This window comes from Xanthocytophaga flava, from assembly GCF_030068545.1.
GTDB lineage: Bacteria > Bacteroidota > Bacteroidia > Cytophagales > 172606-1 > Xanthocytophaga > Xanthocytophaga flava.
Map to the genome: position 1 here is coordinate 25,057 of NZ_JASJOR010000035.1, position 22,108 is coordinate 47,164.

A 22,108-nucleotide genomic window follows, 5' to 3' on the forward strand; every position below is an offset into this window, starting at 1 on the left:
GAGTTAAAAAAACGAAACTCAAAAATAATATCCCTATGTCTGCCTGGCAAGTCTTTCTTTCTTCTTTATGATTTCAAATGAAACAGATTAAAATTAATGAAGGTAAATAGTTGCAAATATTATATCTATCTGATATCATTACAATATCACAATAATCTAAACTACTATGACACGCGAAAAACTCTATTTACCTCTTTCCGGATACCTTATGGTATTTGTTGAACTGATTACTCTTATTACAGGCATTGTACTGATTGTAGCAGATTTTTCTACACCACCAATTTCTTTGGCAAGTCTGATGGGAGCGTTCTGTCTGCTAGCCTTTGTATTTATTCTTCCCGGTTTTTTTATAAACAATCCTAATGAAGCCAAAGTATTGTTGTTGTTTGGAGAATATAAAGGAACGGCAAGAAGAGAAGGTTTTTGCTGGATTAATCCTTTCTTTACCAAAAGACATATTTCACTAAGAGCTCGTAACCAGAATGGAAATGTGTTGAAAGTAAACGATAAACTGGGCAACCCAATCGAGATAGGTGCAGTACTGGTCTGGCAGGTACAGGATACCGCAAAAGCAACTTTAGAAGTAGAAAACTACCAGCAATATGTAGTTATTCAAAGTGAAGCTGCGGTGCGCCATCTGGCCAATACATTTCCTTATGATGATATTGACGAGCATACAGATGGTATTACGTTAAGAGCCAGTGCAGATCAGGTAAATAACCTGCTGGAAAAAGAATTGAACGAACGCCTTGACAGAGCCGGTATTAAAGTACTGGAAGCCCGAATCAGCCACCTAGCATATGCACAGGAAATAGCAGGAGCAATGCTGCAACGTCAACAAGCTACAGCAGTAGTAGCAGCCCGCCGCCAGATTGTAGAAGGTGCTGTTGGTATGGTAGAGATGGCCTTGTCCAAACTTTCTGAGAAAGAAATCGTTGTATTGGATGAAGAACGCAAAGCTGCCATGGTAAGTAATCTGCTGGTTGTCCTTTGCGGAGAAAAAGGCACTCAACCCGTATTGAATGCAGGAACTTTATATCATTAAAAAATAAATTCATTGGGTGCCTGATGGTCCTGATTAATCCTACCAACTACAATGGCAGACAAAACGGACAAAAAAGCATTTGCCTTACGTATCCGGGCTGATGTAATGAATGCACTGGAACGCTGGGCTGAAGATGAATTTCGAAGCCTAAACGGACAGATTGAATATCTTCTGGTAAAAGCGCTACGAGAAAACGGGCGATTGGAAGAGAAGAAGAACTCTGACCCAGCCCCACAAGAAGAATAATGGACAATATCCATAATAAAAAACCGCCTGTTTTTGCAAACAGGCGGTTTTAGTATATGTATAGATTAGTGTTTTTTAGCCGCTTCTGCTTTAACAGGATACTCAGTAGTTACCAATTCCTGTAGATCATCATCTGTTACTAGTTTTTTCCGGTCAGCTAATGCAATGAATTTATCATACATGCTGTTTAATTCCTCTCTGTCGAACAGATAACCCAGTAACTCAAGACGATAACGTAATGCATGGCGACCGCTACGAGCAGTCAATACGATAGAGGAAGCAGGCACACCTACATCTTCCGGATTGATAATTTCGTAAGTTTCAGCATGTTTCAGGAAGCCATCCTGATGAATACCAGATGAATGAGCAAAGGCGTTTTTACCAACAATAGCTTTGTTAGCCTGTACAGGCATACGCATCAGGTCAGATACCAGACGGCTGATACCATACAATCCTTTGGAGTTGATGTTTGTTTCAAAACCCAGATCTTTATGGGTTTGCATAACCATCACAACCTCTTCCAGAGAGGTATTTCCAGCTCTTTCACCAACACCATTGATAGTACATTCGATCTGACGTACACCATTCATGATGCCAGTAATGCTATTGGCAGTAGCTAATCCCAGGTCATTGTGGCAATGTGCAGAGATAATAGCTTTATCAATATTAGGGACGTGATCAAACAAATACTTTATTTTCTCTCCATAATGCTGAGGCAAACAATACCCTGTTGTATCAGGAATATTAACCACATTGGCACCGGCAGCAATCACAGCTTCTACCAATCTGGCAAGAAACTCAAGATCCGCACGTCCTGCATCTTCTGCATAAAACTCTACTTCATCCACTTTCTTGCTTTTAGCATATTTTACAGCCCATACAGCACGCTCCAGAATCTCTTCACGGGTAGAGTTAAACTTATATTTAATGTGCATGTCAGAAGCACCAATCCCTGTATGAATCCGACTGCGTTTTGCAAAGCGAAGGGCATCGGCAGCAGCATCAATATCTTTGTCTACAGCACGGGCCAATCCACAAATTACAGGTTCGGAAACAGCCTTTGATATTTCAATTACTGAATTAAAGTCACCAGGGCTTGAAATTGGAAAGCCTGCTTCAATAATGTCTACGCCTAGTAGTTCTAGTTCTTTGGCTACTTCAATTTTTTCCGGGGTGGTTAATTGACAGCCGGGGACTTGTTCGCCGTCACGTAAAGTAGTGTCGAAGATGTGAACTTTTTCAGCCATGGTACACGGGGTTGAGGTTAATAAACCAGAGATGTTTTAATAATTAGAAAAGAAATTTTTTCTGCAAACGAATTCCAAGATAGTGGTTTTTGTCCAAAATGGAAAAGAAAAAAACTACAAATATGCACTCCAGATTTGCAAAACATTGATTGTCAAATATTTACAAACACACAAAACAGGATGCATGCAGAGTATTTCGGGTTGTAGGCAATATATTTTTCCTGTTCATGAAAACAATAAGAATCTGCATGAACAGGAAAAACAATAGTATAACGAAGATCTAACTAAATAAATTCCAGGACTTTGGCACCCATAGTCTCTGTGTTCAGAATATTTGCAGCAGGCGTATTTGCGTCTGCAATGTCACGAGTGCGGAAACCAGCTTTTAGGGTTTGTTCAACAGCTTTGATAACAGCATCTGCTTCTTCTTTCATTCCAAAAGATATATCCAGCAATAAAGCAGCAGATAAAATAGATGCCAGCGGATTAGCCACACCCTTACCTGTAATATCGTGAGCAGAACCGTGAATAGGTTCGTATAGTCCTACAGTATCACCTACAGAGGCAGAAGCCAACATACCCATAGAGCCTGCAATCTGTGATGCTTCATCTGTAAGGATATCCCCAAACAAGTTTCCTGTCAATACTACATCAAATGCCTTTGGGTTTTTGATCAGAAGCATAGCTGCCGCATCGATAAACTGATGCTCCAGTGTCACTTCCGGATATTGTTTGGCTACTTCATTTACCACTTCTTTCCACAATCGGCTACTTTCCAGCACATTGGACTTGTCTACAGACATCACTTTTTTCTTGCGGGTCATGGCTGCCTTAAATGCTTTATGAGCAATACGCTCTACTTCATATCGGCTATAAATCATGGTGTCATAGGCAGTATCTCCATTGTCTTTACGGCCTCTCTCACCAAAATACACATCTCCTGTCAACTCACGAAAAAACAATATATCTGATCCACGCAATACTTCTGGTTTGATACTGGATGCTTCAAGCAGTTCATCAAATAATTTGATAGGGCGCAGATTGGCATACAATCCCAACTCTTTACGCATACGTAACAAGCCTTGTTCTGGACGTACTTTTGCAGTAGGGTCATTGTCATATTTCGGATGACCAACTGCACCAAACAAGATTGCATCAGATGCTTTCATTTTGGCAAGGCTCTCATCTGGCAGTGGGTTCCCGGTCGTCTCAATAGCCGCATGGCCAATGGTTGCTTCATCAAATTCGAAGGTATGCCCAAACTTGGCAGCAATTTTTTCCAATACTTTTTTCCCTTCGCGGGTTACTTCCTGTCCTATACCATCACCTGGAAGAATAGTGATTTTGTATGTTTTTTTCATTGGATTACAATTTCATGTATACTTCTGCGAAAACAGTGTAAACACAAAGGTGTTAGATAATAAGTTGTTTGAGTTCGTGTCTGGAAATGCTATAAATAACTATTTATAACTTAATGGGCTAAGTCATAAGCTTTGATTTCTTCTTTCAAACTAAGCAGATAATCGATATCGTCATATCCGTTCAAAAGACAAGATTTCTTGTAAGGATTGATATCAAAAGACGAGGAATGTCCGTTTGCAAGAGATATAGTTTGTTTTTCCAGATCAACAGTCAGTTGTGTAGCTGGATCTTTTTCAATTTCAGCAAAAATTTCTTTCAAAAACTCATCTGAAACCTGAACCGGCAACAGGAAAGTATTCAAGGCATTGTTTTTAAAGATATCAGCAAAGAAGCTGGATACTACTACACGAAAACCGTAGTCATAGATAGCCCATGCAGCATGTTCACGGCTACTACCCATTCCAAAATTCTTTGCACCTACCAGAATCTTGCCCGAATAGGTAGGATTGTTAAGTACAAAATCAGGCTTAGGTTGGCTTTCATCGTCATTATTGAAGCGCCAGTCACGAAATAGATTTTTTCCAAATCCGTCACGGGTAGTTGCTTTCAAAAAACGAGCTGGGATAATCTGGTCTGTGTCTATATTTTCAATAGGCAAAGGAACCGCAGAGGATTTTAATAACGTGAATTTTTCCTTACTCATAATCAAATGTATTGTTGATCGTACAAAGAATTTTATTCGAAATAACAGATATGCTTTAGAGCAATAGTATTATCTAGCTGATAACAACGACCCAAAGGGACAAAGGTATGTGAAAGAGAAAAAAAATACTATAAATAACCTGACGGATTTTAGTATATATCATTCTGGAAACAATACTTTCCTTATAACTTGCAAGTGCTTATGGCGGTATGTCAGAAGAAACACCTGTAATCAATTATCTTTGTGGACAGAATTGTCCCTTATTATTTGTCATATGATTAAGATATTCAAAACAAAGTACCAGCCTGTAAGCTTTGCCTCTCTTTTTCATTCACTTCCACAGTGGTTTTCATTTATCGTATTAGGTAGTTTACTGGCCTGCACTTCACAGACACAGGAGGATCAGAAAGAAGCTATCCCAAAAGATACTATCATCCAGACAACCCCCAATACGTCTACAGATACCTTACAGATTGATTTGGTAGCTCTTAAAGAAAAGGGGCAATTACAGCCTGCTGAGACAATAACAATACCACATGACCCCGTTTTTCTAAAATCCAAAACATTTAAGGCAATACCCTTACAAATGATACTGAATACGTTTTCCTCTGTTAGACGTCTTGATGCCTCACAAACACAGGTAATCTTTGAGTGTGAAGATGGCTATAGCCCGTCTATGCCTTTACAACAATTGATGCAAACAAAAGTCTATCTGGCAACACAGGATACCGAAGCGCCAAAAGGAGAAGAGTGGGTACCTATTAAAAAGAAGGGACATGAGACAAAAATTGCCCCTTTTTATATTGTGTATACAGAAGCAGACCCCAAAGATAATAGTTACAAATGGCCTTATAATCTTGTGCGCATCCGGTTGGTTCCAGTATCATCCGAACTAACAGTATTATTCCCAAAAGATGAACGAATGGTTAAAGGATATAACCTGTTTCATACCAATTGTTTTACCTGCCACTCGATTAATGGTATAGGAGGGAAGATGGGGCCAGAGTTGAATTATCCCAAAAATGTTACGGAATACTGGCAACCTGAGCATCTGAAAGCCTTTGTCAAAAACCCATCATCGTATCGTAATGACTGTAAGATGCCCACACTTACTAACATTTCTGATGCTGACATTACTGCAATTATCCAGTATATAGGTTATATGAAAGACTTTAAAACACTAGCCAAACGTTAAGAACACGAATCTGACAGGAAGTAGAAGATTTATCATCAAAATTATCCGAATACAAGCCAACTATAAACAATATTCGAGCTCCGGTCAAGGCTCCAGTACAGGATAGAAACCCAAACTTATTGATTAAGACAGAAAGGGACTGGAACTCCAGTCGTTTCTCAAAAATATCCCAACTCCGATCTATTTTCCAGAATATTATTATCTTGATCACCATTACTAATTATCAAAATAGTGATCACAGGTGAAGAATAGCTACAATCTGATTATTTCTGAGAAATATCAGATTAATACTAATTGTCTTAGTTGTGCATGGTTCATTATGATTGCTATTGTGTGAGACTTACACCTATCTGCAAAACAATTCAAACAGGAGTTTATGCAATTAAAAAATATTGTATAAGTCAAGTAGCATGTTTGCACAATATTTGTAATCTTAGTATATGTAGAATTCCACACAAAACTTCTTTCCCTGAAATAATAAACAACTAAGTGTTCACTAGTGCGATTAGCGAACATAAAGGTTTGATTACGACCAATTCATTTCCAGATACACCTAAAACATCTATGAAAACAACTTTACTCATGCTAATAGGCTGTCTGTGTCTGTTGGCCTGCCATCCTGTGCACCTACTATCTAAAGAGACATACTCTAACTCCCAACAAACTATTTCACCTGACTTACCCGATGCAGTAGTCTCTCTGGATAGTAGCCACACAGTAAATGCAGCACAGGTTTCGAATGATTTCTATCTTCCTGCTACTGGTTTAGTAGAAAACAAGATTATCTATAGTACCAGTACTCGCAAGCCGGGCTTACTAAAACAAATGAAACTAGCCAAACAACTTTATAAATCTTTGGATGATAGTACAAAACTTTATACACGGCGCCGATCTGCCACCATACAGACAGTAAACCCTATGGCACGTGCTTCTCTATGGTCTGGTATTGGGGCATTTGCCTTAGTATTACTTCCTCTCGGCAGTGGTATATTTGGTTTACTAGCTTTATTCTGTGCTGTTTTTGCTATCATTAGTGGTATTGTTGGCCTTAATCAAATTCGCAGGTCTCCAGATCTATTTAGAGGGAGAGGTCTGGCAATTGCAGGTATTTCACTGGGAGGTTCATTCTTAGTACTTATAACATTAATTCTTCTGGTTCTGTTATTACTTTTTGCTGCCTGGAATCAGTAGCCTTGAATGATACAAACGATAAACAATATATGGCTTCTACTAATGTATCCTCTTAGATATAGGCTATACCGTCTGAGTTATGTATTGTTTATCACAGTATCTCTCCTTAAACAAGCCAAAGCACAAACAGAAGTTGCCTGCCCAGATACATTGGTTACTATGAATGCTCAAGGGGCACAAATGCCTATGGAAGTAATGTTAGATTCTCCTTCTAACAAACACTATTCAGAACCACAAAAACAAGGTTCAGTAACAATAGTGCCAGGAATAGTAAAGGACTCCATCAAGTTATATGTACATCGTAAAAAACTAAAACTCAATGAGCAAACATCACAAAAGCTTGGCAGAATATCTCTCAGGACAACAATTAGTGCATATGTATTGGCATTTGTAAGTTTAGAGATTGCAATAGGCACATTCAGTTTGATTATAGGGCTTGGAGCTATACTACTAGCTATTACAGGTATGATTCTGGGAGTCAAAAGTTTGAATGGCACTCATAAAAACAGAAAATCCAGGATACCTGCTATGGTAGGCTTCTTTTTTAGCTTGATGATGCTGGTAGCTTTTGCAGCAGCTATTGCCATCTGGATGTATACACCCTGAGAGCATGTATTCTCAATCAAGTAGGTCTATCCTATATCGGTTAGAGGTCTTTTGTCACAAAATCAATATTTCGCTTAAGACCAGCTAGCTTGGTACGTTTTACAGGTGAGTCTTTGAATAATACTTTAAATATCTCTTCTGTTATCTCCTCCCAATCTGCTCTTTTCATATGTTGCAAGGCTTCTGAAGGCTGAAACTGTGCTTCCTTATTAGGCTTTGCAAATCGATTCCATGGACAAACATCCTGACAAATATCACAGCCAAATATCCAGTTCTCAAATTTACCCTGTACATCTGGCGGAATTTGTTCTTTTAGTTCAATAGTAAAATAGGAAATACATTTGCTTCCATCTACTACATAAGGTTCTGTAATGGCATCGGTAGGGCAGGCATCTATACAACGGGTACAGGTACCACAATAATCTTTAACAGGCCCGTCTTCTTCCAGTTCCAGATCCAGAATCAATTCACCTAGAAAGAAAAAACTTCCCATCTCCCGATTGAGTAGGTTAGAGTGCTTTCCAACCCATCCCAACCCTGACTTTTTTGCCCATGCCTTTTCTAATATGGGAGCAGAATCGACAAATGCCCGTCCATTTACTTCACCGATTTCCTCCTTAATAAACTGAATAAGCGCTTTCAATTTGTCTTTCACTACATAATGATAATCTATACCATATGCATACTTGGATACTTTCAGATCATTGGTATCAGTAAATAGTTCCTTTTCAGGGAAGTAATTAAAGGCGAGAGAGATTACAGACCTGGCATCCTCTACCAGCAAACGAGGATCTAGTCGTTTGTCAAAGTAGTTAGCCATATATGCCATCTGCCCATGCCTGTTCTGATTTAGCCACTGTTCCAGACGAGGAGCCTCTTCTTCCAAAAAATCAGCTTTAGACACACCACAAAAAGCAAATCCCAGTTCACTGGCTTTTTGCTTGATAAGTTGGGTATTTTGTGTTTTGGAAGAGGAGAACATAGTTACAAAGAAAAGATTTAGCAAAGATAGTTTACTGGTTCTAAAAGCTGAACAAAAAGAAATCTCTTCCTGTTACATTTTCATATAAAAACGATTGTACTACTTTTATTTAAAAGGAGAGTAAAGGCTTTCTTCAGGCTATACAATCCTGTACTTTTATCATTCATTGAAGAATTTACATCCTTACCATAACTATTTATGTTTGAAAATCTTTCACCTCGCCGCCAGGAACAACTTCAAGCCTTTGACCGCTTGTTGACTATTATGGATGAATTACGAGAGGGTTGTCCCTGGGATCGCAAACAAACCATGGAAAGTCTCAGACATCTGACCATCGAAGAAACGTATGAATTGTCAGATTCTATACTCGAGAATGATCTTACAGAGATAAAGAAAGAGTTGGGTGACATTGCTCTTCATATTGTTTTTTATGCAAAAATTGCCTCTGAAACCCAGGCTTTTGATATTGCAGATGTACTCAACTCTGTCTGTGAAAAACTGATTTCACGTCACCCACATATTTATGGAGATGTAAAAGCAGACAATGAAGAACAGGTAAAGCAAAACTGGGAACAGTTGAAACTAAAAGAAGGTAATAAATCCGTATTGGCAGGAGTGCCCGGTTCATTACCAGCTCTGGTGAAAGCCATGCGTGTTCAGGAAAAAGCCAGAAGTGCCGGATTTGACTGGGAAGAAAAACATCAGGTTTGGGAAAAGGTAGAAGAAGAGATCCAGGAATTTAAAGAGGCCTTTAACGAAAGTGGTGAGGTTCCCTCGGAAGCTGCTGAGAAAGAATTTGGAGACTTGCTATTTTCACTAGTAAACTATGCCCGCTTTATAGACATCAACCCCGAAACTGCGCTGGAACGCACTAACAAAAAGTTTATCAAACGGTTTAACTATTTGGAAGCAGAGGCCAAAAAAATAGGCAAAGGCCTACAGGATATGACACTCGCCGAAATGGACGTATTCTGGGAAGAGGCAAAAAAGCAGGAGTAACTTTCTGAAACACCACTTATATATACTAGTGGCCAATGTATCACCAGAATTTTAAATACCAATTTCTTGAACACTTCGATAGAATTAAAAAAACAATTATATGCTCATTGCTTAGAGTATGTAACCCAACGTATAGATACAGCGAAACAGGCAATGGAAGCAGCTCAAACTGCAGCTAATGAAGAGTCTAAAAGCAGTGCGGGAGATAAATATGAAACTACCCGTGCCATGATGCAGATTGAACGAGACCGCCATGCAGCTCAACTGGCAGAGGCACTTAAACTCAAAAAAGAACTGGACTCTCTTAATGTAGACAAACAATATGACAAAGCACAGGCTGGTAGTTTGGTTATTACTGATCAAAACCGTTTTTTTCTTTCTATTAGTGCTGGCAAAATTACGCTTAACAAGATAGACTACTTTGCTGTTTCCCTTAATTCGCCTATTGGAGTCCAGCTACTTAATTTGAAAGCTGGAAACGAATTTCATTTTCAGAACAGAGTTATTCAAATTAAAGAAGTTATTTGAGTATTCTTCTCTTACTTATTAGTTAGGCTAATCAAATATACCTCTGTCCTGCTGAAAGACAGAGGTATATTTTTTTCTATAATCTCTGGGTAAGATATCAGCTCTCACCTTACTATGATTAAAATGGAAAAAAAGAAAACGCAAGCATTTGATTATAGCCTTGATTTTAAGAAGACAGACTTCCGGCAACATCCGGAATTGTATCGTCCGGGAGTAGGAGAGCAGGGAGTTCTGCTGGTAGAACCTTATAAGTCCGAGATATTACCTCATTGGCGATTCAAAACGCCAGCAATTGCAGAGGACTCTGCCAAGAAGATTTTTGAGTTATTTCAACAGTATCTGGCCCAACTGGACTTTGTAGGAGCTGATATGGCCCGAAAATTCCTTCAGATGGGCTTTACCAGAGCACGCAGATATGCTAACTATAAAGGTGGGCGCAAATATGCTCAGATACAGTCCAAGGACACAACAATACTTCCCTATCCCTACTCCAGTGGTAGCCAATATAAAGGCAATCCTGTTAACACTCGCCAAAGTGATGCTGATACAAATGAAAAAGCTCAGGCTGCTGCTATATTCAAGGAATACTGGACAAAGGCTAAAAGCAATCCGGAATATCTTCATCTACGAGATATATTCCTTCAAAAGTATACCTGAACCAATCTACCTCTCAGAATAAGTAATTATGGAGCATATCCTATTTTAACCGTGTAAATACATACCAGACAGAAATTCTAGAATATATTTTTTCTTTCTACTAACTTTATTTGTATAGTTACTCAGTCAGATATCTTCATGGAATATACAAGAGCGGATATTTCATTAAGCACTTCGATTAAGTCTTTAGAACCAGTTGCATTGTAGGCTTTTACAAGTGAGAGTCGTATTATTCTTTTCCTCCAGCTATACATTTCATCTTTACACAATTGATCCACTGCCAGAATAATATTCTCCTTAACTAGTAATAATAGCTCATGAAAATCGCCATTACCTACTCCATCTTCTGCATATATTAAATCCAGCATCTGACTGGAACTAACCGGGACATTTTCTAACTGATTGTTTTTATTTATGATTTTGGCATTTGAGAATGCCCACTTAACAACTATCTCATAAAATTGTGCATAGACCTCATCCTTGTTCATGAATTCCTCATTTTAGATAAATAAAACCTATTAAATAAAATGAGTGGGTTAGTAAAATACTTTTATAGACGGTGGTTTACTGTAAATTTTCCCTACTTAATTAATAATTCCCTACTTAATTAATAAGCAAACGGATAGCTTTGTGAACAAGCAATTGTTCTTTTGTTCAGGACTCAGTAGCATTAAGAAAATAGTCTATTGCACTAAAAGCTAACGTAGTCATCTTTGTAAAAACTAAGCTATCACTTTTTCTTTCTTCTTCATCGTAATACTTTTCAGTTAATTCTTCTGATTTAAGCAGCAATTCAGTTGTCTTCTTTTTGATCTCATCTATGCCAACCAGATTACTTTCATAAGACTCAACTACAGCCAGTGCAGTCTTGAGATGCTTTTGTAGATCAATATGAGCATATTCTTCATCTCTGCGTTTGATCACATAATTAATATTATCTATCAGTTCTTGCAATTTTTCTCTTTTGTCTGTGTTCATTTAGTCTACACTTAAATAAGGAGAGTTCACTCTTTAGCTCCTTTAATCAATAAATCACCATCACTACGTTATTTCTTATGCTTAAGTTTTAGTTCGTTCAAGGAAATAGTCTATTGCTCCATATATACATGTAAGCATTTCCGCAGATGTCAGACTTTCCTCCATATGTTCTTTACTTCTAGTACCAACATCTTCATACACCAGTTGCCTGGACCTTTGTAGTAATTCTCTCGCTACATACTTAATCGAGGAGATGTCTTTCTGACTATCCTCATAAGTTTCAATTACTCTCAAGGCAACTTCAATAAATCCATCCAGATCATTATAAGTATACTCTTCTGTAGGATATTGCATCATTTCGTCCATCCTATTTCTAAGACTTGTAAGTATTTCTCTATCTTCTGTATCCATATTGAACTATCATAAAATGGTAAGTAATAGACTTTCATCTTATTGTTCGGGGTGGTTTCTCACTAAAAGTGGGCAAATGGTAACCTATTTAATTACTCACTTTCGGATAAGTATTAAGAATTAAAAAAATGAAACATTTGCAATCCGTATACTGACACTAATTTTACTATTGATTTTTAACCATTTTTTGTCTCTACATCATTTCCGGGCAATTGTATCTCTTCTGTTAGTTCCTGTTCGATGTTGCCTAGTATTTCAGCGTTTTGAAAATTTAACTTACTTAGATTCTGAATGTTGATGATTACTGGTATGCGTAATTAAAAAAGTGGTTAATCGGTAATAGTGGTGAGACTTTCGTCTTCGTTTAGATCTTTCTTTTTTCGGCCTTTGAATTCTCCATTGCCTCTAATACTATTTCTGATTTTAAAATATTCGGATTGTCCATCCTGGATATAAGTAGGAGGGTACTTTCAAATTTCTTTTTTCTTACTTCATTCTTGATTGAGCAAGCTTGTGAGTACTTATTGATTATTCCTCAATTATCTCCAAAATAGACTTCAGCTACAACCTGATCAAGGATACTTACTAGCTTTTCGGATGATTCGGCTTTGATCGTTTTTGTAATCAAGTCTGCTATCCATCTCCTTTTGGATTCGTATAGGTTTGTTTGATACAATACAGAGAAAGCCAAAAGCATTTGATTGGCAACTACCTGCATGCGTTTGTCTATCAGATCCGGACTTTCTAATGTGCGTTCAGCATTAATCAGTTCCAGCATCTGATGGGCACTTACATCCTGACCTTCTATATATGGATTTGCTTTTTGGTTATTTTCATATATCCATTTAATAAGCAGCTCATAGAGCATCCCCGAGGTTTGTTCGTTTCTCATTTCGCACTCAATTAGAAGTTGTTAAATTCTAAAATGAGTGAATTAGTATAACGGTGGTAGCAATTAAAAGAGTTTTCTTTTTACTATAATTCTTGCTGTCTTTCATGCAAGACTTCAATCAAATCATCTTTATTATCGACTACATTAGGTTTCAGCTAATAGATCTCTGGCGCCATTTCTTACTATCTTCACTTTAAATAGATGACCTTCTTTACCATATACCTCACAATAATATTTGGCTAGATATTTTCGAAGTATATATAAATTTTGACACTCTAAATATAACTTTAAATACACTAAAAATGCAAGAAGTAAGCAAGCCACGAAAGATATTCGAGTATTTCAGTACGCAGATTCGACTGTAAATGAGGGATGAATTCTTATAAGCTATGAAAATGACTAAGTCAACTTACTATGGAAAATTAAAGTTTGGCAACTGGACCAAACAGGAAGAAGACTGGCTAATAGGATGGGCAAAAAGGAACGGTATGCCGGATAGTAAAATGCAGAAAAATCAACAATCAGTAACAGAGTAATCTTTTCCTATTCTGTTACTGATCCGGAAGCAGGCTTGTCTGTTTCGTCATATATCTCCAGCAATCTTTCCAACTCATTTGCTGGTAGAGTTTCTAACTGTATGATGAAAGGAGCATATGATCTAAGATCAGCATTAAACTGAAGCGTAACGTCTAACAACTCACGGATTATCTCTAGTTGTTCTTTTGCTTGGTGTAGTTTACGGATCTGTGAAAGTGAAATAGGTAAGCTAGCAACTTTATGGCAAGCAAGTGATTTACGGAGATAGTCACAAAAGAGAGAATAGGCCTCCCGATCCTTTAACATGAATTTAACAGAATTTAATAAAATAATGTCCAGTAAATTTTGACGCATCACAGTATAGCATTTTTAGCAGACAGGCACACAGCACAATACTACAAGACATAAAAAATAATACCTCTCAGATCTCTGGCTCTGAGTGAAATAGAGAATTGTGTAGCTCGCCCGAAGATGCGTCAGGTAAACGACAAAACGCATGAGATCTTATGGGTATTTGTAGCCCCACCTATTCAGAAGAAAAAATCTAAATCCACAAAAAGGGAAAAGGGAGAGATCCGAAAGCCATCTCTGTATTTAAGAGCATGAACATACATCGGGCATCCTAATGTGAATAAACAATCCCAAGCCTTGTATAGCTACTCAGAGTAATCATTACTTTGTTTGTGGCAACCAAATGCGAAGTAAAAGTAGTCAGAATTCGCCTGACAATAAAATTCGTATACTTGAATTACAAGCAAAACAAGTATTGAATGCCGTTCAAAGGCAGTTTGCCGTCATTAACGCCTTCCCAAATAACAAGCTCAATCCCCTGTATTGGCAGAAGGTAGAACAAGCAATGACCTTTTACGGTTAGCTCAAAGCCTATAGTTAATTCCTGCAGGAAGAGCAAATCTGGTCATAAGTATAGTAGTCTAACTATTGGAAATAAACAATCCCGGCACTTTGTGTCGGGACTGTTTTAAAGCTAGATAGTTACAAAGGGCTGAAACAGCCAGTCGTAAAACTGAACTCATCTTTAATTTACTTAACAATAGCCGAAAACAGAACAGATAAACAGATCTTATAATCACATAAAATCCGCCTAACCAAGAGAATGCGCAACTTTTGGTGAGCCTGATAATTTCCGCTTTCTGGTAGTGTAAGATACACAAAAAATCTCCAAAACAGCGAAAATTTTTCAGGAGTGGAAATGTATCGTTTTTATTTTTGTCTATCTGAACTTCTGGTTATCGGTTAGGGCTTGCTATGCATCTTAGTAAACTTGTTTAATAAAGGTTACACTCTGGTTATTCCCATTTGTCGTAAAGACTGGTTAACACGTTTGATAACACCTTGTAACCTTTAGAAAACCATAGCGCGAAAAAACCGAAAATCCGCTAATCCAACACCCTGACAATCACATGTATTTTGATAAAAGAAACCCTATAGAGGCGATAAGTGGGGAGCCACATTCAAACACTACCTGGTATTGGATGACACCAACCCCAAAAACAAATAGGATCTATTAGGAAGAAACGTTTAACTATGTAGCACATGAATCTCTAGAACCACAAAAAACTATTTATCGTGTAATGGCGGATTCATTATCAAACGTATTATCTAAAGCGAAAAGAGAGAACAAACTAAATTCTATAGACACTAAATTCTACACACATAAATAGTAAGTTAAATAATACTTATCGAATCACTCATGTAGCATCAGATGCAGATGACAAAATTACGGCTATTGATGGCAGGGTATATAAACCATAGATGAATACACAATAACTATTCTTACTACAAATAGGATCTTCCTTATAAAAATGTAAATTTCCTCACACGCATAGAAAACACACAAATCCGCTAAAATACACTTGTATAAATTAAAGTAACTAGCCTTTTCAGATGCTTCTATAAGAGTTGTTTTTAGCTTTCTCTGAACTAGCTAGTTGAAAAGCCAACTCTGAATACTAAGGCTTACGAGCTCTTATTGTTGATAAGCACACTGTTCCACTGACAAGTATTACTCAGGAACAGATGCATAGTTACCGGAACGTAAAAATCGCTATATCCGACAAAAGAGACAGTAGTTACAATAGAGTCAACTATAGAAACAGCTGAAACTTCTAAGAAGAAAGGTTCGTAATAGGTTTCAGTATAACAAATAAGTAATGATTCATTGTAAAAAGCCATCAGTCTCTGGTGGTTTTTTTAGTTTTACCTGTCCGAATACAAGTAAAGGCTTATGATTTCAACTATATATAACATTGTCCCAACAGTTTTCACTTAGGCTTTTGCAAATGAATTAGAAAGGATTTTCCTCTGGAAAAAGACCGTTACTACCACTTAGCATAATAAGAACCTCAAGTATAATGAGATAATTTAGGGTAAACATAGAAGTTGTTTAGTAAAAAGAAAGGATTTCCAAAAAAGAGTGAATTTTGAGATACGAACCAAAAAATATCACTCCAAATGGAAGTCCTTGAAATATGATCTGTGAAGCTCTATGTGAAAAACAAAAGCCTAAAAAACAAAAAGATAATCAACAATCGACTGATAGACAGTATGGTATGCTTTCTTATAATACGACTCCCTATCATTACTTTGATGAACTCTTATATTCGTATCGAACCGTCATTGAGCAGGCCAATGCTTGGCTGGATAGTTTCAAAGTGTTATTAATTCGATTTGAGACAAAGGCTCATACATGGACATCTCTATTATATATAGCCTTCTCTATTCGTTTTTCACGTAAAATTCAACCTCTTGATAAATACTAAACAACTTCAATAGTGGAAAACATGATTCAAAAGAAATTCTAATTTTTAACAGATTGATATTGTCCTACTGTGTGGAAAGCGTTTGAGCGAATTTTGCATCAAAGTCCGGTACACTATTGACTTCAAGTAGTAGCCTGAATCCAGTCTTTAACTATTTGGATTAGCATAGATTGGTTGTTTTCCACATCCTTCATACTGGTAAAGGTAGCAACAGCCCGATCATTTTCCTTCCAAGTCAATAACTTAGAGGGATCCTCGATCAGATAAGTGGCAGGCTGAACTTGTTTTTTAACACCTCTATGAAAAATCAGTTGCACCGATTTAGGTGGTTGAATCTTCATTGTAATCCGATCTTCATCCCTTATACTATAATTGGGTCCATTCCATTTAATAGTTTCAGTTAACTCAGCAGATGCCTCCATAATATATAACCTGAGTTGTTCAATTTCTTTTCGAAAAGGATGGTTTAATTCATCTAGAAATCGGGTCACTTCCTGATTAAGATTCATTGTCTTAAGGTATAAGTTATATGGATGATAGATGAAGTTATTATTTTTTATAAAATCTGTTACAATTACTTAATTGATTTCGCCCCAGAATTTATCTTTTTGTCTTGTGGTATGCCAAGACTTTTTACGCAAGCCTCAATGCGACAACATCCTAACCCGCTATCAGGCTACTGTCAAGTGATTGATGACAGCATTCGTGACGGTTTCTAAGCTACAACTAATGCTATAAGGTACAACTATGGCAAACGCAATACAGGAACTAAAGACTATGAAAAGGCAGTGAGAGTTTATTACCAAACAAAAAGAATTAAACAAAATGAATACCAACAGTGACAGGGCATCATAGGTATGAGTCTACAACAATTGTATCAGTATGCAACTCTGTTGACAAGAAATGTAAATAGCTTTAAGCGGTTTCTTTCTCCAGAAAATCTAGAATCTGATCAGGTTAAAAAGAGGATTGCACATCTCAATGCTACTCTTTCATCAAGTAATTTTCTGATTTATTTTAAGGCAGCTTTACTCTGTTGAGTAAGTGTTTTGTACTTATTCATTGCGGTGTACTACTTGCGAATAAAGGCTTGTTCGTCGGTATTCCAGATGCGAAAATTAATGTACCATCTTTTTGTTACGTCCCTGTTAGAATGGAAAAGTCTAGGCTCGTAATCAGGGTCAAGGTTATTACTCATTGTGTAAAAAACTGTGATAGTTTGCTGTATGGATTCGCAAATAACTGATTTTAAATCGATTAAAAAATAAAAAAGGACAACCAGAAGCTGTCCCCTTTTACAATCAAACCATACAAAACTATGATAAAATGTAATTCTTAACCTTAACCGTTATATTGTCATACTACATGAAGTCCTATTTTTTATTTTATATATCCAAAGGTATAGCACGCGTTTCAAAAAGTCAAGAAAATATCGACTTATTTTACAAAAAAAAGTCAGATAAGTGCAATTTTTATAAAGTCTAAACTGTCCGATATAAGAAGATAGTGTTACTATTATACACTTTAGTGGATCAACTCTCGCAAAAACCACTATAAATGAGGCAATTATCTAAACTATTAGTCTTCCGGATAAGGAATAAAAACGAAATTGGTAAATTCCTCATCTACGACAAATAAGCAGCAGTACTCATCCGGATCTTTATAGGCGGCTTTGAAAACATCTTCATCCTCTACAATCTTCCGCTGCACAAACTCATCCAAAAAGGAAGCATAGTAATTCCAGTCTGTACCTACTTCATATTTACGAATCAGCAGTTGCCCAATAGGGAGTTCAATTGTACAAACGGGAAAAATCGGATAGTCAGAAAACCCTCGTTTACGAATAGCATACGAAGCCTCTTTAACGGCATCTGCTACTAATACAAAGTCTTTACTGATGGTTCCCAAATAACGACCATTCAGTTCAGGATCATTAGCACTATTATCAATCATACTTGGTTGTGTAGTTTTTATTTAGTTACTCACAGGTCTTTTCTCCAGCCATGCTACATTTTCTACATGGTATGTATGCGGAAACATATCTACAGGTTGAACAGCCATTACAACATATTTCTCATCCAGTAGAGCCAGATCCCGAGCTTGCGTAGCAGGATTGCAACTTACATAGACAATACGTTGTGGAGCTACTTTCAGCAGCATTTCGACTACCTTGGCATCCATACCAGCTCGCGGAGGATCAGTAATGACTACATCCGGATATCCATTCGCTTGCAGAAAGTCTTCCGTCAGCAAATCCTTCATATCGCCAGCAAAAAATGCGGTATTGGAGATACCATTTACTTCCGAATTGATTTTAGCATCTTCAATGGCCATAGGTACATACTCCAATCCAACCACTTTCTTTGCCTGACGAGCTACAAAGTTGGCAATCGTACCTGTACCTGTGTACAAATCATATACCAGTTCATCTCCTTTCAGATCAGCATACGTACGCGCTATTGTATATAATTCTAGCGCCTGTTCTGCATTCGTTTGATAAAAGGATTTAGGACCAACTCTAAATTCCAGATCCTCCATCTTCTCTGTGATGTAGGGTTTGCCATGGTAGGTCACAACTTCCAGATCATGAAATGTCTCATTTCCTTTGGCATTGATCACATATTGTAGTGAGGTGATAGCAGGAAATGTATCTCTCAGAAAATCAAGTAAAGCATAAAGCTTTGGTTCATCTTTGGAAAACACTTGTACAATTACCATTAATTCACCAGTGGTGGTAGTACGGATAATTAAGTTCCGCAAAAAACCTTCCTGCTTTACCAAATCAAAGAAAGGATAGTTATTCTGACGAGCAAATTCTCTTACTGCCAAACGGATCTTATTAGAAGGGTCAGGCTGTAGATAACAAGTTTCTATATCCAGTATTTTATCGAATCGTTTGGGAATGTGAAAACCCAACGCTGTTCGATCTGTTATTTCTCCTTTCTGCATATCCTCATCTGTCAGCCATCGGTTAGATGAGAAGGTATATTCAAGTTTATTGCGGTAATAGGTAGTTGCTTTGGAAGGAAGAATGGGTTGTATTTCAGGCAGGTGAATCTTTCCAATCCGCTCAAGATTGTCAGTTACCTGATCCTGCTTTTGCGCAAGTTGTGTTGTATAGGGAATATGTTGCCATTTACATCCTCCACAAACTCCAAAATGCTGGCAAAATGGAGTAGTTCTTTGAGACGAGGCTTCATGGATTTTTATTACCTGTGCTTCCCAAAAATTTTTCTTTTGCTTGAATACACGCAAGTCTACAACATCACCTGGAGCCACTATGCCTTCAATAAATACCACAATCTCTCCATAACGGGCCAGACATTTTCCTTCTGCAGCAAAATCGCTGACAGTAATTTTCTCCAGAATGGGATAACTTTTATTCTTTTTTCGCATACGAGTGCAAAATTACGGAAATGTCTCCGAAAAACAGTATTTACCAATGATTAGAAAACAGAATGTATTTAATAGTTGGATGAATACATGAAAAGTCTAAACAGAGGCATATATAAAACCTGCATTTTTATGTCTTGGCCAAATTATTTATCTTTCATACACAGGAACTTATGTATAAGTAAAAATCGTTCTTCAAAAGGCCTTTTCCTAAAACTTTTCACTTTGAGAAGAGGTTTTTAGCAGCATGTTTTTCAAAATCACTATTGAAAACCGGATTAATTTATGTCTTTTCAGATAACATCAGAATACCAACCAACAGGCGATCAGCCTAAAGCTATAGAACAATTGACAGAAGGAGTATTAACAGGAGAACCTTCTCAAACATTACTAGGTGTAACAGGTTCTGGTAAGACATTTACTATTGCCAATGTTATCCAGAATGTAGAGAAACCCACTCTGGTATTAAGTCATAACAAAACTCTGGCAGCTCAGCTGTACGGAGAGTTTAAACAATTCTTCCCCAACAATGCGGTTGAGTACTTTATTTCCTACTATGATTATTACCAACCTGAGGCCTACATGGCCACTACGGATACTTATATTGAAAAAGATCTGATGATTAATGAGGAAATAGAAAAACTACGGCTTTCGGCTACCTCAGCTCTTATGAGTGGGCGAAGAGATGTGATTGTAGTGGCGTCTGTATCCTGTATTTATGGTATGGGTAATCCGGAAGAATATGAGAAGAGTATCTTACAGTTGCAAAGAGGACAGACACTGGCTCGTAACCGACTTTTATTTTCATTGGTCGATATTTTATATAGCCGAACAGAAGCAGAATTTACACGTGGTACATTTCGGGTCAAGGGAGACACGGTGGATGTGTTCCCTGCTTATGCAGACTATGGTTACCGGATTATCTTTTTTGGAGACGAGATAGAAGCACTGCAACGTATAGATCCTCAATCAGGCCGGAAGCTTTCTGACCAACCAGCTATTTCTATTTTTCCAGCGAACCTGTTCGTAACAGGACGTGATACATTAAATAGTGCCATCCAGCATATCCAAAGTGACCTGGTAGCACAGATACGTTATTTTGAAGAAGAAGACAAGTACCAGGAAGCACAGCGTATTAAAGAAAGAACTGAATTTGATATGGAAATGATGCGTGAACTCGGTTACTGTTCAGGTATCGAGAACTATTCGCGCTATTTTGATGGCCGGATTCCAGGTGCAAGACCTTTCTGTTTGCTGGATTATTTTCCAGATGACTTTTTATTGGTGGTGGATGAAAGCCACGTCACCTTACCTCAGATCAGGGCTATGTGGGGCGGTGACCGCTCCCGTAAAACAGCACTGGTAGAGTTTGGATTTCGACTTCCTTCTGCATTGGATAACAGACCTCTTACCTTCAATGAATTTGAGGAGTTAACCAATCAGATTATTTATGTTTCGGCAACTCCTGGAGATTATGAACTAAGACGATCTGAAGGTGTTGTGGTTGAACAAATCATTCGTCCTACAGGCTTATTGGATCCGGAAATAGAAGTTCGTCCAAGTCTGAATCAGGTAGACGATCTGTTGGATGAAGTAGAAGAAAGAGTGAAACTAGAGGAAAGAGTATTAGTCACTACATTGACCAAACGTATGGCAGAGGAGTTGACTAAATATATGGATAAGTTAGGAATTCGATGCCGATATATTCACTCAGAGGTTAAAGCACTGGATCGGGTGGAGATTCTTCGTGAACTACGTCTTGGGGTATTTGATGTACTGGTAGGTGTAAACCTGCTGCGTGAAGGTCTTGACTTACCAGAGGTAACATTGGTCGCCATTATGGATGCTGATAAAGAAGGATTCTTGCGAGATGTACGATCTTTAATACAGACAATAGGAAGGGCAGCTCGTAATGATAGAGGCAAAGTAATCATGTATGCAGATAAGATGACACAATCTATGCAGAAAGCCATTGATGAAACCAATAGACGGCGCCTTATACAGCAAGATTATAATACAGCCAATGGCATCACACCACGTACAGTGAAAAAATCGCGAGAAGCTATTCTTACCCAAACTTCTGTAGCCGATGCCCGCAAGGAAGCCAAGCAATATTATGTAGAGAGTGAAGAGGTAAGTGTTGCGGCTGATCCGATAGTTTCTTATATGTCACGAGACCAACTGGAAAAATTACTTCAAGAAACTCAGAAAAAGATGGAACGTGCAGCCAAAGACCTGGACTTTGTAGAGGCAGCCCGCTTTCGGGATGAAATGGTTGAATTGAAACGTATGTTGAAAGAACGTTGATTTTTATTGGAAAAGAGTAGAATAAAGTAATATTTTGCCTATGTTGTGA

The 22,108-nt window shown here is 37.7% G+C and carries 23 protein-coding genes; 11 read left to right on the forward strand and 12 right to left on the reverse strand.

The features are described from left to right. The first annotated feature begins 166 nt into the window (after positions 1-166). The gene (locus QNI15_RS32785; RefSeq protein ID WP_314036025.1) at positions 167-1,045 is read left to right on the forward strand and encodes an SPFH domain-containing protein; all 879 of its coding nucleotides are present in this window, start codon (positions 167-169) and stop codon (positions 1,043-1,045) included. Between the two features lie 51 nt (positions 1,046-1,096). Further along, entirely contained in the window at positions 1,097-1,291 is a 195-nt protein-coding gene (locus QNI15_RS32790; protein WP_313981234.1) for a ribbon-helix-helix domain-containing protein, read from the forward strand. Between the two features lie 65 nt (positions 1,292-1,356). Here QNI15_RS32790 and QNI15_RS32795 read toward each other — a convergent pair whose 3' ends face one another. The 3 genes from QNI15_RS32795 to leuD all read right to left on the reverse strand — a co-directional run bounded on the left by QNI15_RS32795 (position 1,357) and on the right by leuD (position 4,603). Further along, entirely contained in the window at positions 1,357-2,538 is a 1,182-nt protein-coding gene (locus tag QNI15_RS32795) for a 2-isopropylmalate synthase (RefSeq protein ID WP_313981236.1), read from the reverse strand. A gap of 284 nt (positions 2,539-2,822) precedes the next feature. Beyond that, a complete protein-coding gene (leuB, locus tag QNI15_RS32800) occupies positions 2,823-3,899 on the reverse strand; it encodes a 3-isopropylmalate dehydrogenase (protein WP_313992013.1) in 1,077 nt (358 codons plus the stop codon). A 110-nt stretch (positions 3,900-4,009) separates the two neighbouring features. Continuing rightward, a complete protein-coding gene (gene leuD / locus QNI15_RS32805) occupies positions 4,010-4,603 on the reverse strand; it encodes a 3-isopropylmalate dehydratase small subunit (RefSeq protein ID WP_313981240.1) in 594 nt (197 codons plus the stop codon). A gap of 274 nt (positions 4,604-4,877) precedes the next feature. On the opposite strand from leuD, the gene QNI15_RS32810 reads away from it, so the two are divergent. The 3 genes from QNI15_RS32810 (at position 4,878) to QNI15_RS32820 (ending at position 7,595) form a co-directional block, all read left to right on the forward strand. Beyond that, positions 4,878-5,798: a cytochrome c gene (locus QNI15_RS32810; RefSeq protein WP_313992016.1), complete on the forward strand. Its 921-nt coding sequence runs from the start codon at positions 4,878-4,880 to the stop codon at positions 5,796-5,798. A 564-nt stretch (positions 5,799-6,362) separates the two neighbouring features. Then, complete coding sequence (locus QNI15_RS32815) at positions 6,363-6,989, forward strand: DUF4190 domain-containing protein (RefSeq protein WP_313992019.1); 627 nt, start codon at positions 6,363-6,365, stop codon at positions 6,987-6,989. Positions 6,990-7,031: 42 nt separating this feature from the next. After that, a complete protein-coding gene (locus QNI15_RS32820; protein WP_313992022.1) occupies positions 7,032-7,595 on the forward strand; it encodes a hypothetical protein in 564 nt (187 codons plus the stop codon). 40 nt (positions 7,596-7,635) lie between these two features. On the opposite strand, the gene queG is transcribed toward QNI15_RS32820, so the two are convergent. Beyond that, the gene (queG, locus tag QNI15_RS32825) at positions 7,636-8,577 is read right to left on the reverse strand and encodes a tRNA epoxyqueuosine(34) reductase QueG (RefSeq protein WP_313992025.1); all 942 of its coding nucleotides are present in this window, start codon (positions 8,575-8,577) and stop codon (positions 7,636-7,638) included. A 198-nt stretch (positions 8,578-8,775) separates the two neighbouring features. Between queG and mazG the strand changes: the two genes are divergently transcribed. The 3 genes from mazG to QNI15_RS32840 all read left to right on the forward strand — a co-directional run bounded on the left by mazG (position 8,776) and on the right by QNI15_RS32840 (position 10,761). Further along, positions 8,776-9,576 carry a nucleoside triphosphate pyrophosphohydrolase gene (gene mazG / locus QNI15_RS32830; RefSeq protein ID WP_313992028.1) on the forward strand — a complete coding sequence of 267 codons (801 nt, stop codon included), beginning with the start codon at positions 8,776-8,778 and terminating at the stop codon, positions 9,574-9,576. Between the two features lie 66 nt (positions 9,577-9,642). Next, entirely contained in the window at positions 9,643-10,104 is a 462-nt protein-coding gene (locus QNI15_RS32835; protein ID WP_313992030.1) for a 3-oxoacyl-ACP synthase, read from the forward strand. Positions 10,105-10,227: 123 nt separating this feature from the next. Continuing rightward, the gene (locus QNI15_RS32840; protein ID WP_313992033.1) at positions 10,228-10,761 is read left to right on the forward strand and encodes a DUF4385 domain-containing protein; all 534 of its coding nucleotides are present in this window, start codon (positions 10,228-10,230) and stop codon (positions 10,759-10,761) included. Positions 10,762-10,883: 122 nt separating this feature from the next. Here the strand turns inward: QNI15_RS32840 and QNI15_RS32845 are convergent, their stop codons facing one another. The 4 genes from QNI15_RS32845 to QNI15_RS32860 all read right to left on the reverse strand — a co-directional run bounded on the left by QNI15_RS32845 (position 10,884) and on the right by QNI15_RS32860 (position 13,042). Then, positions 10,884-11,249: a hypothetical protein gene (locus QNI15_RS32845; protein WP_313992035.1), complete on the reverse strand. Its 366-nt coding sequence runs from the start codon at positions 11,247-11,249 to the stop codon at positions 10,884-10,886. Positions 11,250-11,415: 166 nt separating this feature from the next. Beyond that, entirely contained in the window at positions 11,416-11,739 is a 324-nt protein-coding gene (locus tag QNI15_RS32850) for a hypothetical protein (protein ID WP_313992038.1), read from the reverse strand. Between the two features lie 81 nt (positions 11,740-11,820). Beyond that, on the reverse strand, positions 11,821-12,150 hold the full coding sequence (locus QNI15_RS32855) for a hypothetical protein (protein ID WP_313992041.1): 330 nt from the start codon (positions 12,148-12,150) through the stop codon (positions 11,821-11,823). A 535-nt stretch (positions 12,151-12,685) separates the two neighbouring features. Continuing rightward, entirely contained in the window at positions 12,686-13,042 is a 357-nt protein-coding gene (locus tag QNI15_RS32860; protein ID WP_313992044.1) for a hypothetical protein, read from the reverse strand. A gap of 389 nt (positions 13,043-13,431) precedes the next feature. Here QNI15_RS32860 and QNI15_RS32865 point away from each other — a divergent pair, with 389 nt between their 5' ends. After that, positions 13,432-13,578, forward strand: a complete 147-nt coding sequence (locus QNI15_RS32865; RefSeq protein ID WP_314036027.1) for a hypothetical protein — start codon at positions 13,432-13,434, stop codon at positions 13,576-13,578. A 7-nt stretch (positions 13,579-13,585) separates the two neighbouring features. Here the strand turns inward: QNI15_RS32865 and QNI15_RS32870 are convergent, their stop codons facing one another. Next, a complete protein-coding gene (locus QNI15_RS32870; protein WP_313992049.1) occupies positions 13,586-13,933 on the reverse strand; it encodes a hypothetical protein in 348 nt (115 codons plus the stop codon). 2,135 nt (positions 13,934-16,068) lie between these two features. Between QNI15_RS32870 and QNI15_RS32875 the strand changes: the two genes are divergently transcribed. Continuing rightward, positions 16,069-16,359 carry a hypothetical protein gene (locus QNI15_RS32875; protein WP_314036029.1) on the forward strand — a complete coding sequence of 97 codons (291 nt, stop codon included), beginning with the start codon at positions 16,069-16,071 and terminating at the stop codon, positions 16,357-16,359. 122 nt (positions 16,360-16,481) lie between these two features. Here QNI15_RS32875 and QNI15_RS32880 read toward each other — a convergent pair whose 3' ends face one another. The 3 genes from QNI15_RS32880 to rlmD all read right to left on the reverse strand — a co-directional run bounded on the left by QNI15_RS32880 (position 16,482) and on the right by rlmD (position 19,755). Further along, positions 16,482-16,868: a DUF1801 domain-containing protein gene (locus QNI15_RS32880; protein ID WP_313992053.1), complete on the reverse strand. Its 387-nt coding sequence runs from the start codon at positions 16,866-16,868 to the stop codon at positions 16,482-16,484. Positions 16,869-17,937: 1,069 nt separating this feature from the next. Continuing rightward, positions 17,938-18,312, reverse strand: a complete 375-nt coding sequence (locus QNI15_RS32885) for a hypothetical protein (RefSeq protein WP_313992056.1) — start codon at positions 18,310-18,312, stop codon at positions 17,938-17,940. A gap of 21 nt (positions 18,313-18,333) precedes the next feature. Further along, the gene (gene rlmD, locus QNI15_RS32890) at positions 18,334-19,755 is read right to left on the reverse strand and encodes a 23S rRNA (uracil(1939)-C(5))-methyltransferase RlmD (protein WP_313992059.1); all 1,422 of its coding nucleotides are present in this window, start codon (positions 19,753-19,755) and stop codon (positions 18,334-18,336) included. A gap of 282 nt (positions 19,756-20,037) precedes the next feature. On the opposite strand from rlmD, the gene uvrB reads away from it, so the two are divergent. After that, complete coding sequence (uvrB, locus tag QNI15_RS32895) at positions 20,038-22,059, forward strand: excinuclease ABC subunit UvrB (protein WP_313992062.1); 2,022 nt, start codon at positions 20,038-20,040, stop codon at positions 22,057-22,059. Positions 22,060-22,108: the final 49 nt, after the last annotated feature.

Excerpts from the sequence above, each read along its gene's own strand:
- QNI15_RS32820 (WP_313992022.1), top strand. The coding sequence starts at position 7,032 with ATGTATCCTCTTAGATATAGGCTATACCGTCTGAGTTATGTATTGTTT.
- QNI15_RS32855 (WP_313992041.1), bottom strand. The coding sequence starts at position 12,150 with ATGGATACAGAAGATAGAGAAATACTTACAAGTCTTAGAAATAGGATG.
- QNI15_RS32850 (WP_313992038.1), bottom strand. The coding sequence starts at position 11,739 with ATGAACACAGACAAAAGAGAAAAATTGCAAGAACTGATAGATAATATT.
- QNI15_RS32815 (WP_313992019.1), top strand. The coding sequence starts at position 6,363 with ATGAAAACAACTTTACTCATGCTAATAGGCTGTCTGTGTCTGTTGGCC.
- QNI15_RS32785 (WP_314036025.1), top strand. The coding sequence starts at position 167 with ATGACACGCGAAAAACTCTATTTACCTCTTTCCGGATACCTTATGGTA.
- QNI15_RS32865 (WP_314036027.1), top strand. The coding sequence starts at position 13,432 with ATGAAAATGACTAAGTCAACTTACTATGGAAAATTAAAGTTTGGCAAC.
- QNI15_RS32810 (WP_313992016.1), top strand. The coding sequence starts at position 4,878 with ATGATTAAGATATTCAAAACAAAGTACCAGCCTGTAAGCTTTGCCTCT.
- QNI15_RS32870 (WP_313992049.1), bottom strand. The coding sequence starts at position 13,933 with ATGCGTCAAAATTTACTGGACATTATTTTATTAAATTCTGTTAAATTC.
- QNI15_RS32860 (WP_313992044.1), bottom strand. The coding sequence starts at position 13,042 with ATGAGAAACGAACAAACCTCGGGGATGCTCTATGAGCTGCTTATTAAA.
- QNI15_RS32795 (WP_313981236.1), bottom strand. The coding sequence starts at position 2,538 with ATGGCTGAAAAAGTTCACATCTTCGACACTACTTTACGTGACGGCGAA.
- QNI15_RS32880 (WP_313992053.1), bottom strand. The coding sequence starts at position 16,868 with ATGAATCTTAATCAGGAAGTGACCCGATTTCTAGATGAATTAAACCAT.
- mazG (WP_313992028.1), top strand. The coding sequence starts at position 8,776 with ATGTTTGAAAATCTTTCACCTCGCCGCCAGGAACAACTTCAAGCCTTT.
- QNI15_RS32885 (WP_313992056.1), bottom strand. The coding sequence starts at position 18,312 with ATGATTGATAATAGTGCTAATGATCCTGAACTGAATGGTCGTTATTTG.
- QNI15_RS32790 (WP_313981234.1), top strand. The coding sequence starts at position 1,097 with ATGGCAGACAAAACGGACAAAAAAGCATTTGCCTTACGTATCCGGGCT.
- QNI15_RS32875 (WP_314036029.1), top strand. The coding sequence starts at position 16,069 with ATGATCTGTGAAGCTCTATGTGAAAAACAAAAGCCTAAAAAACAAAAA.
- QNI15_RS32845 (WP_313992035.1), bottom strand. The coding sequence starts at position 11,249 with ATGAACAAGGATGAGGTCTATGCACAATTTTATGAGATAGTTGTTAAG.
- leuB (WP_313992013.1), bottom strand. The coding sequence starts at position 3,899 with ATGAAAAAAACATACAAAATCACTATTCTTCCAGGTGATGGTATAGGA.
- uvrB (WP_313992062.1), top strand. The coding sequence starts at position 20,038 with ATGTCTTTTCAGATAACATCAGAATACCAACCAACAGGCGATCAGCCT.
- leuD (WP_313981240.1), bottom strand. The coding sequence starts at position 4,603 with ATGAGTAAGGAAAAATTCACGTTATTAAAATCCTCTGCGGTTCCTTTG.
- queG (WP_313992025.1), bottom strand. The coding sequence starts at position 8,577 with ATGTTCTCCTCTTCCAAAACACAAAATACCCAACTTATCAAGCAAAAA.
- rlmD (WP_313992059.1), bottom strand. The coding sequence starts at position 19,755 with ATGCGAAAAAAGAATAAAAGTTATCCCATTCTGGAGAAAATTACTGTC.
- QNI15_RS32840 (WP_313992033.1), top strand. The coding sequence starts at position 10,228 with ATGGAAAAAAAGAAAACGCAAGCATTTGATTATAGCCTTGATTTTAAG.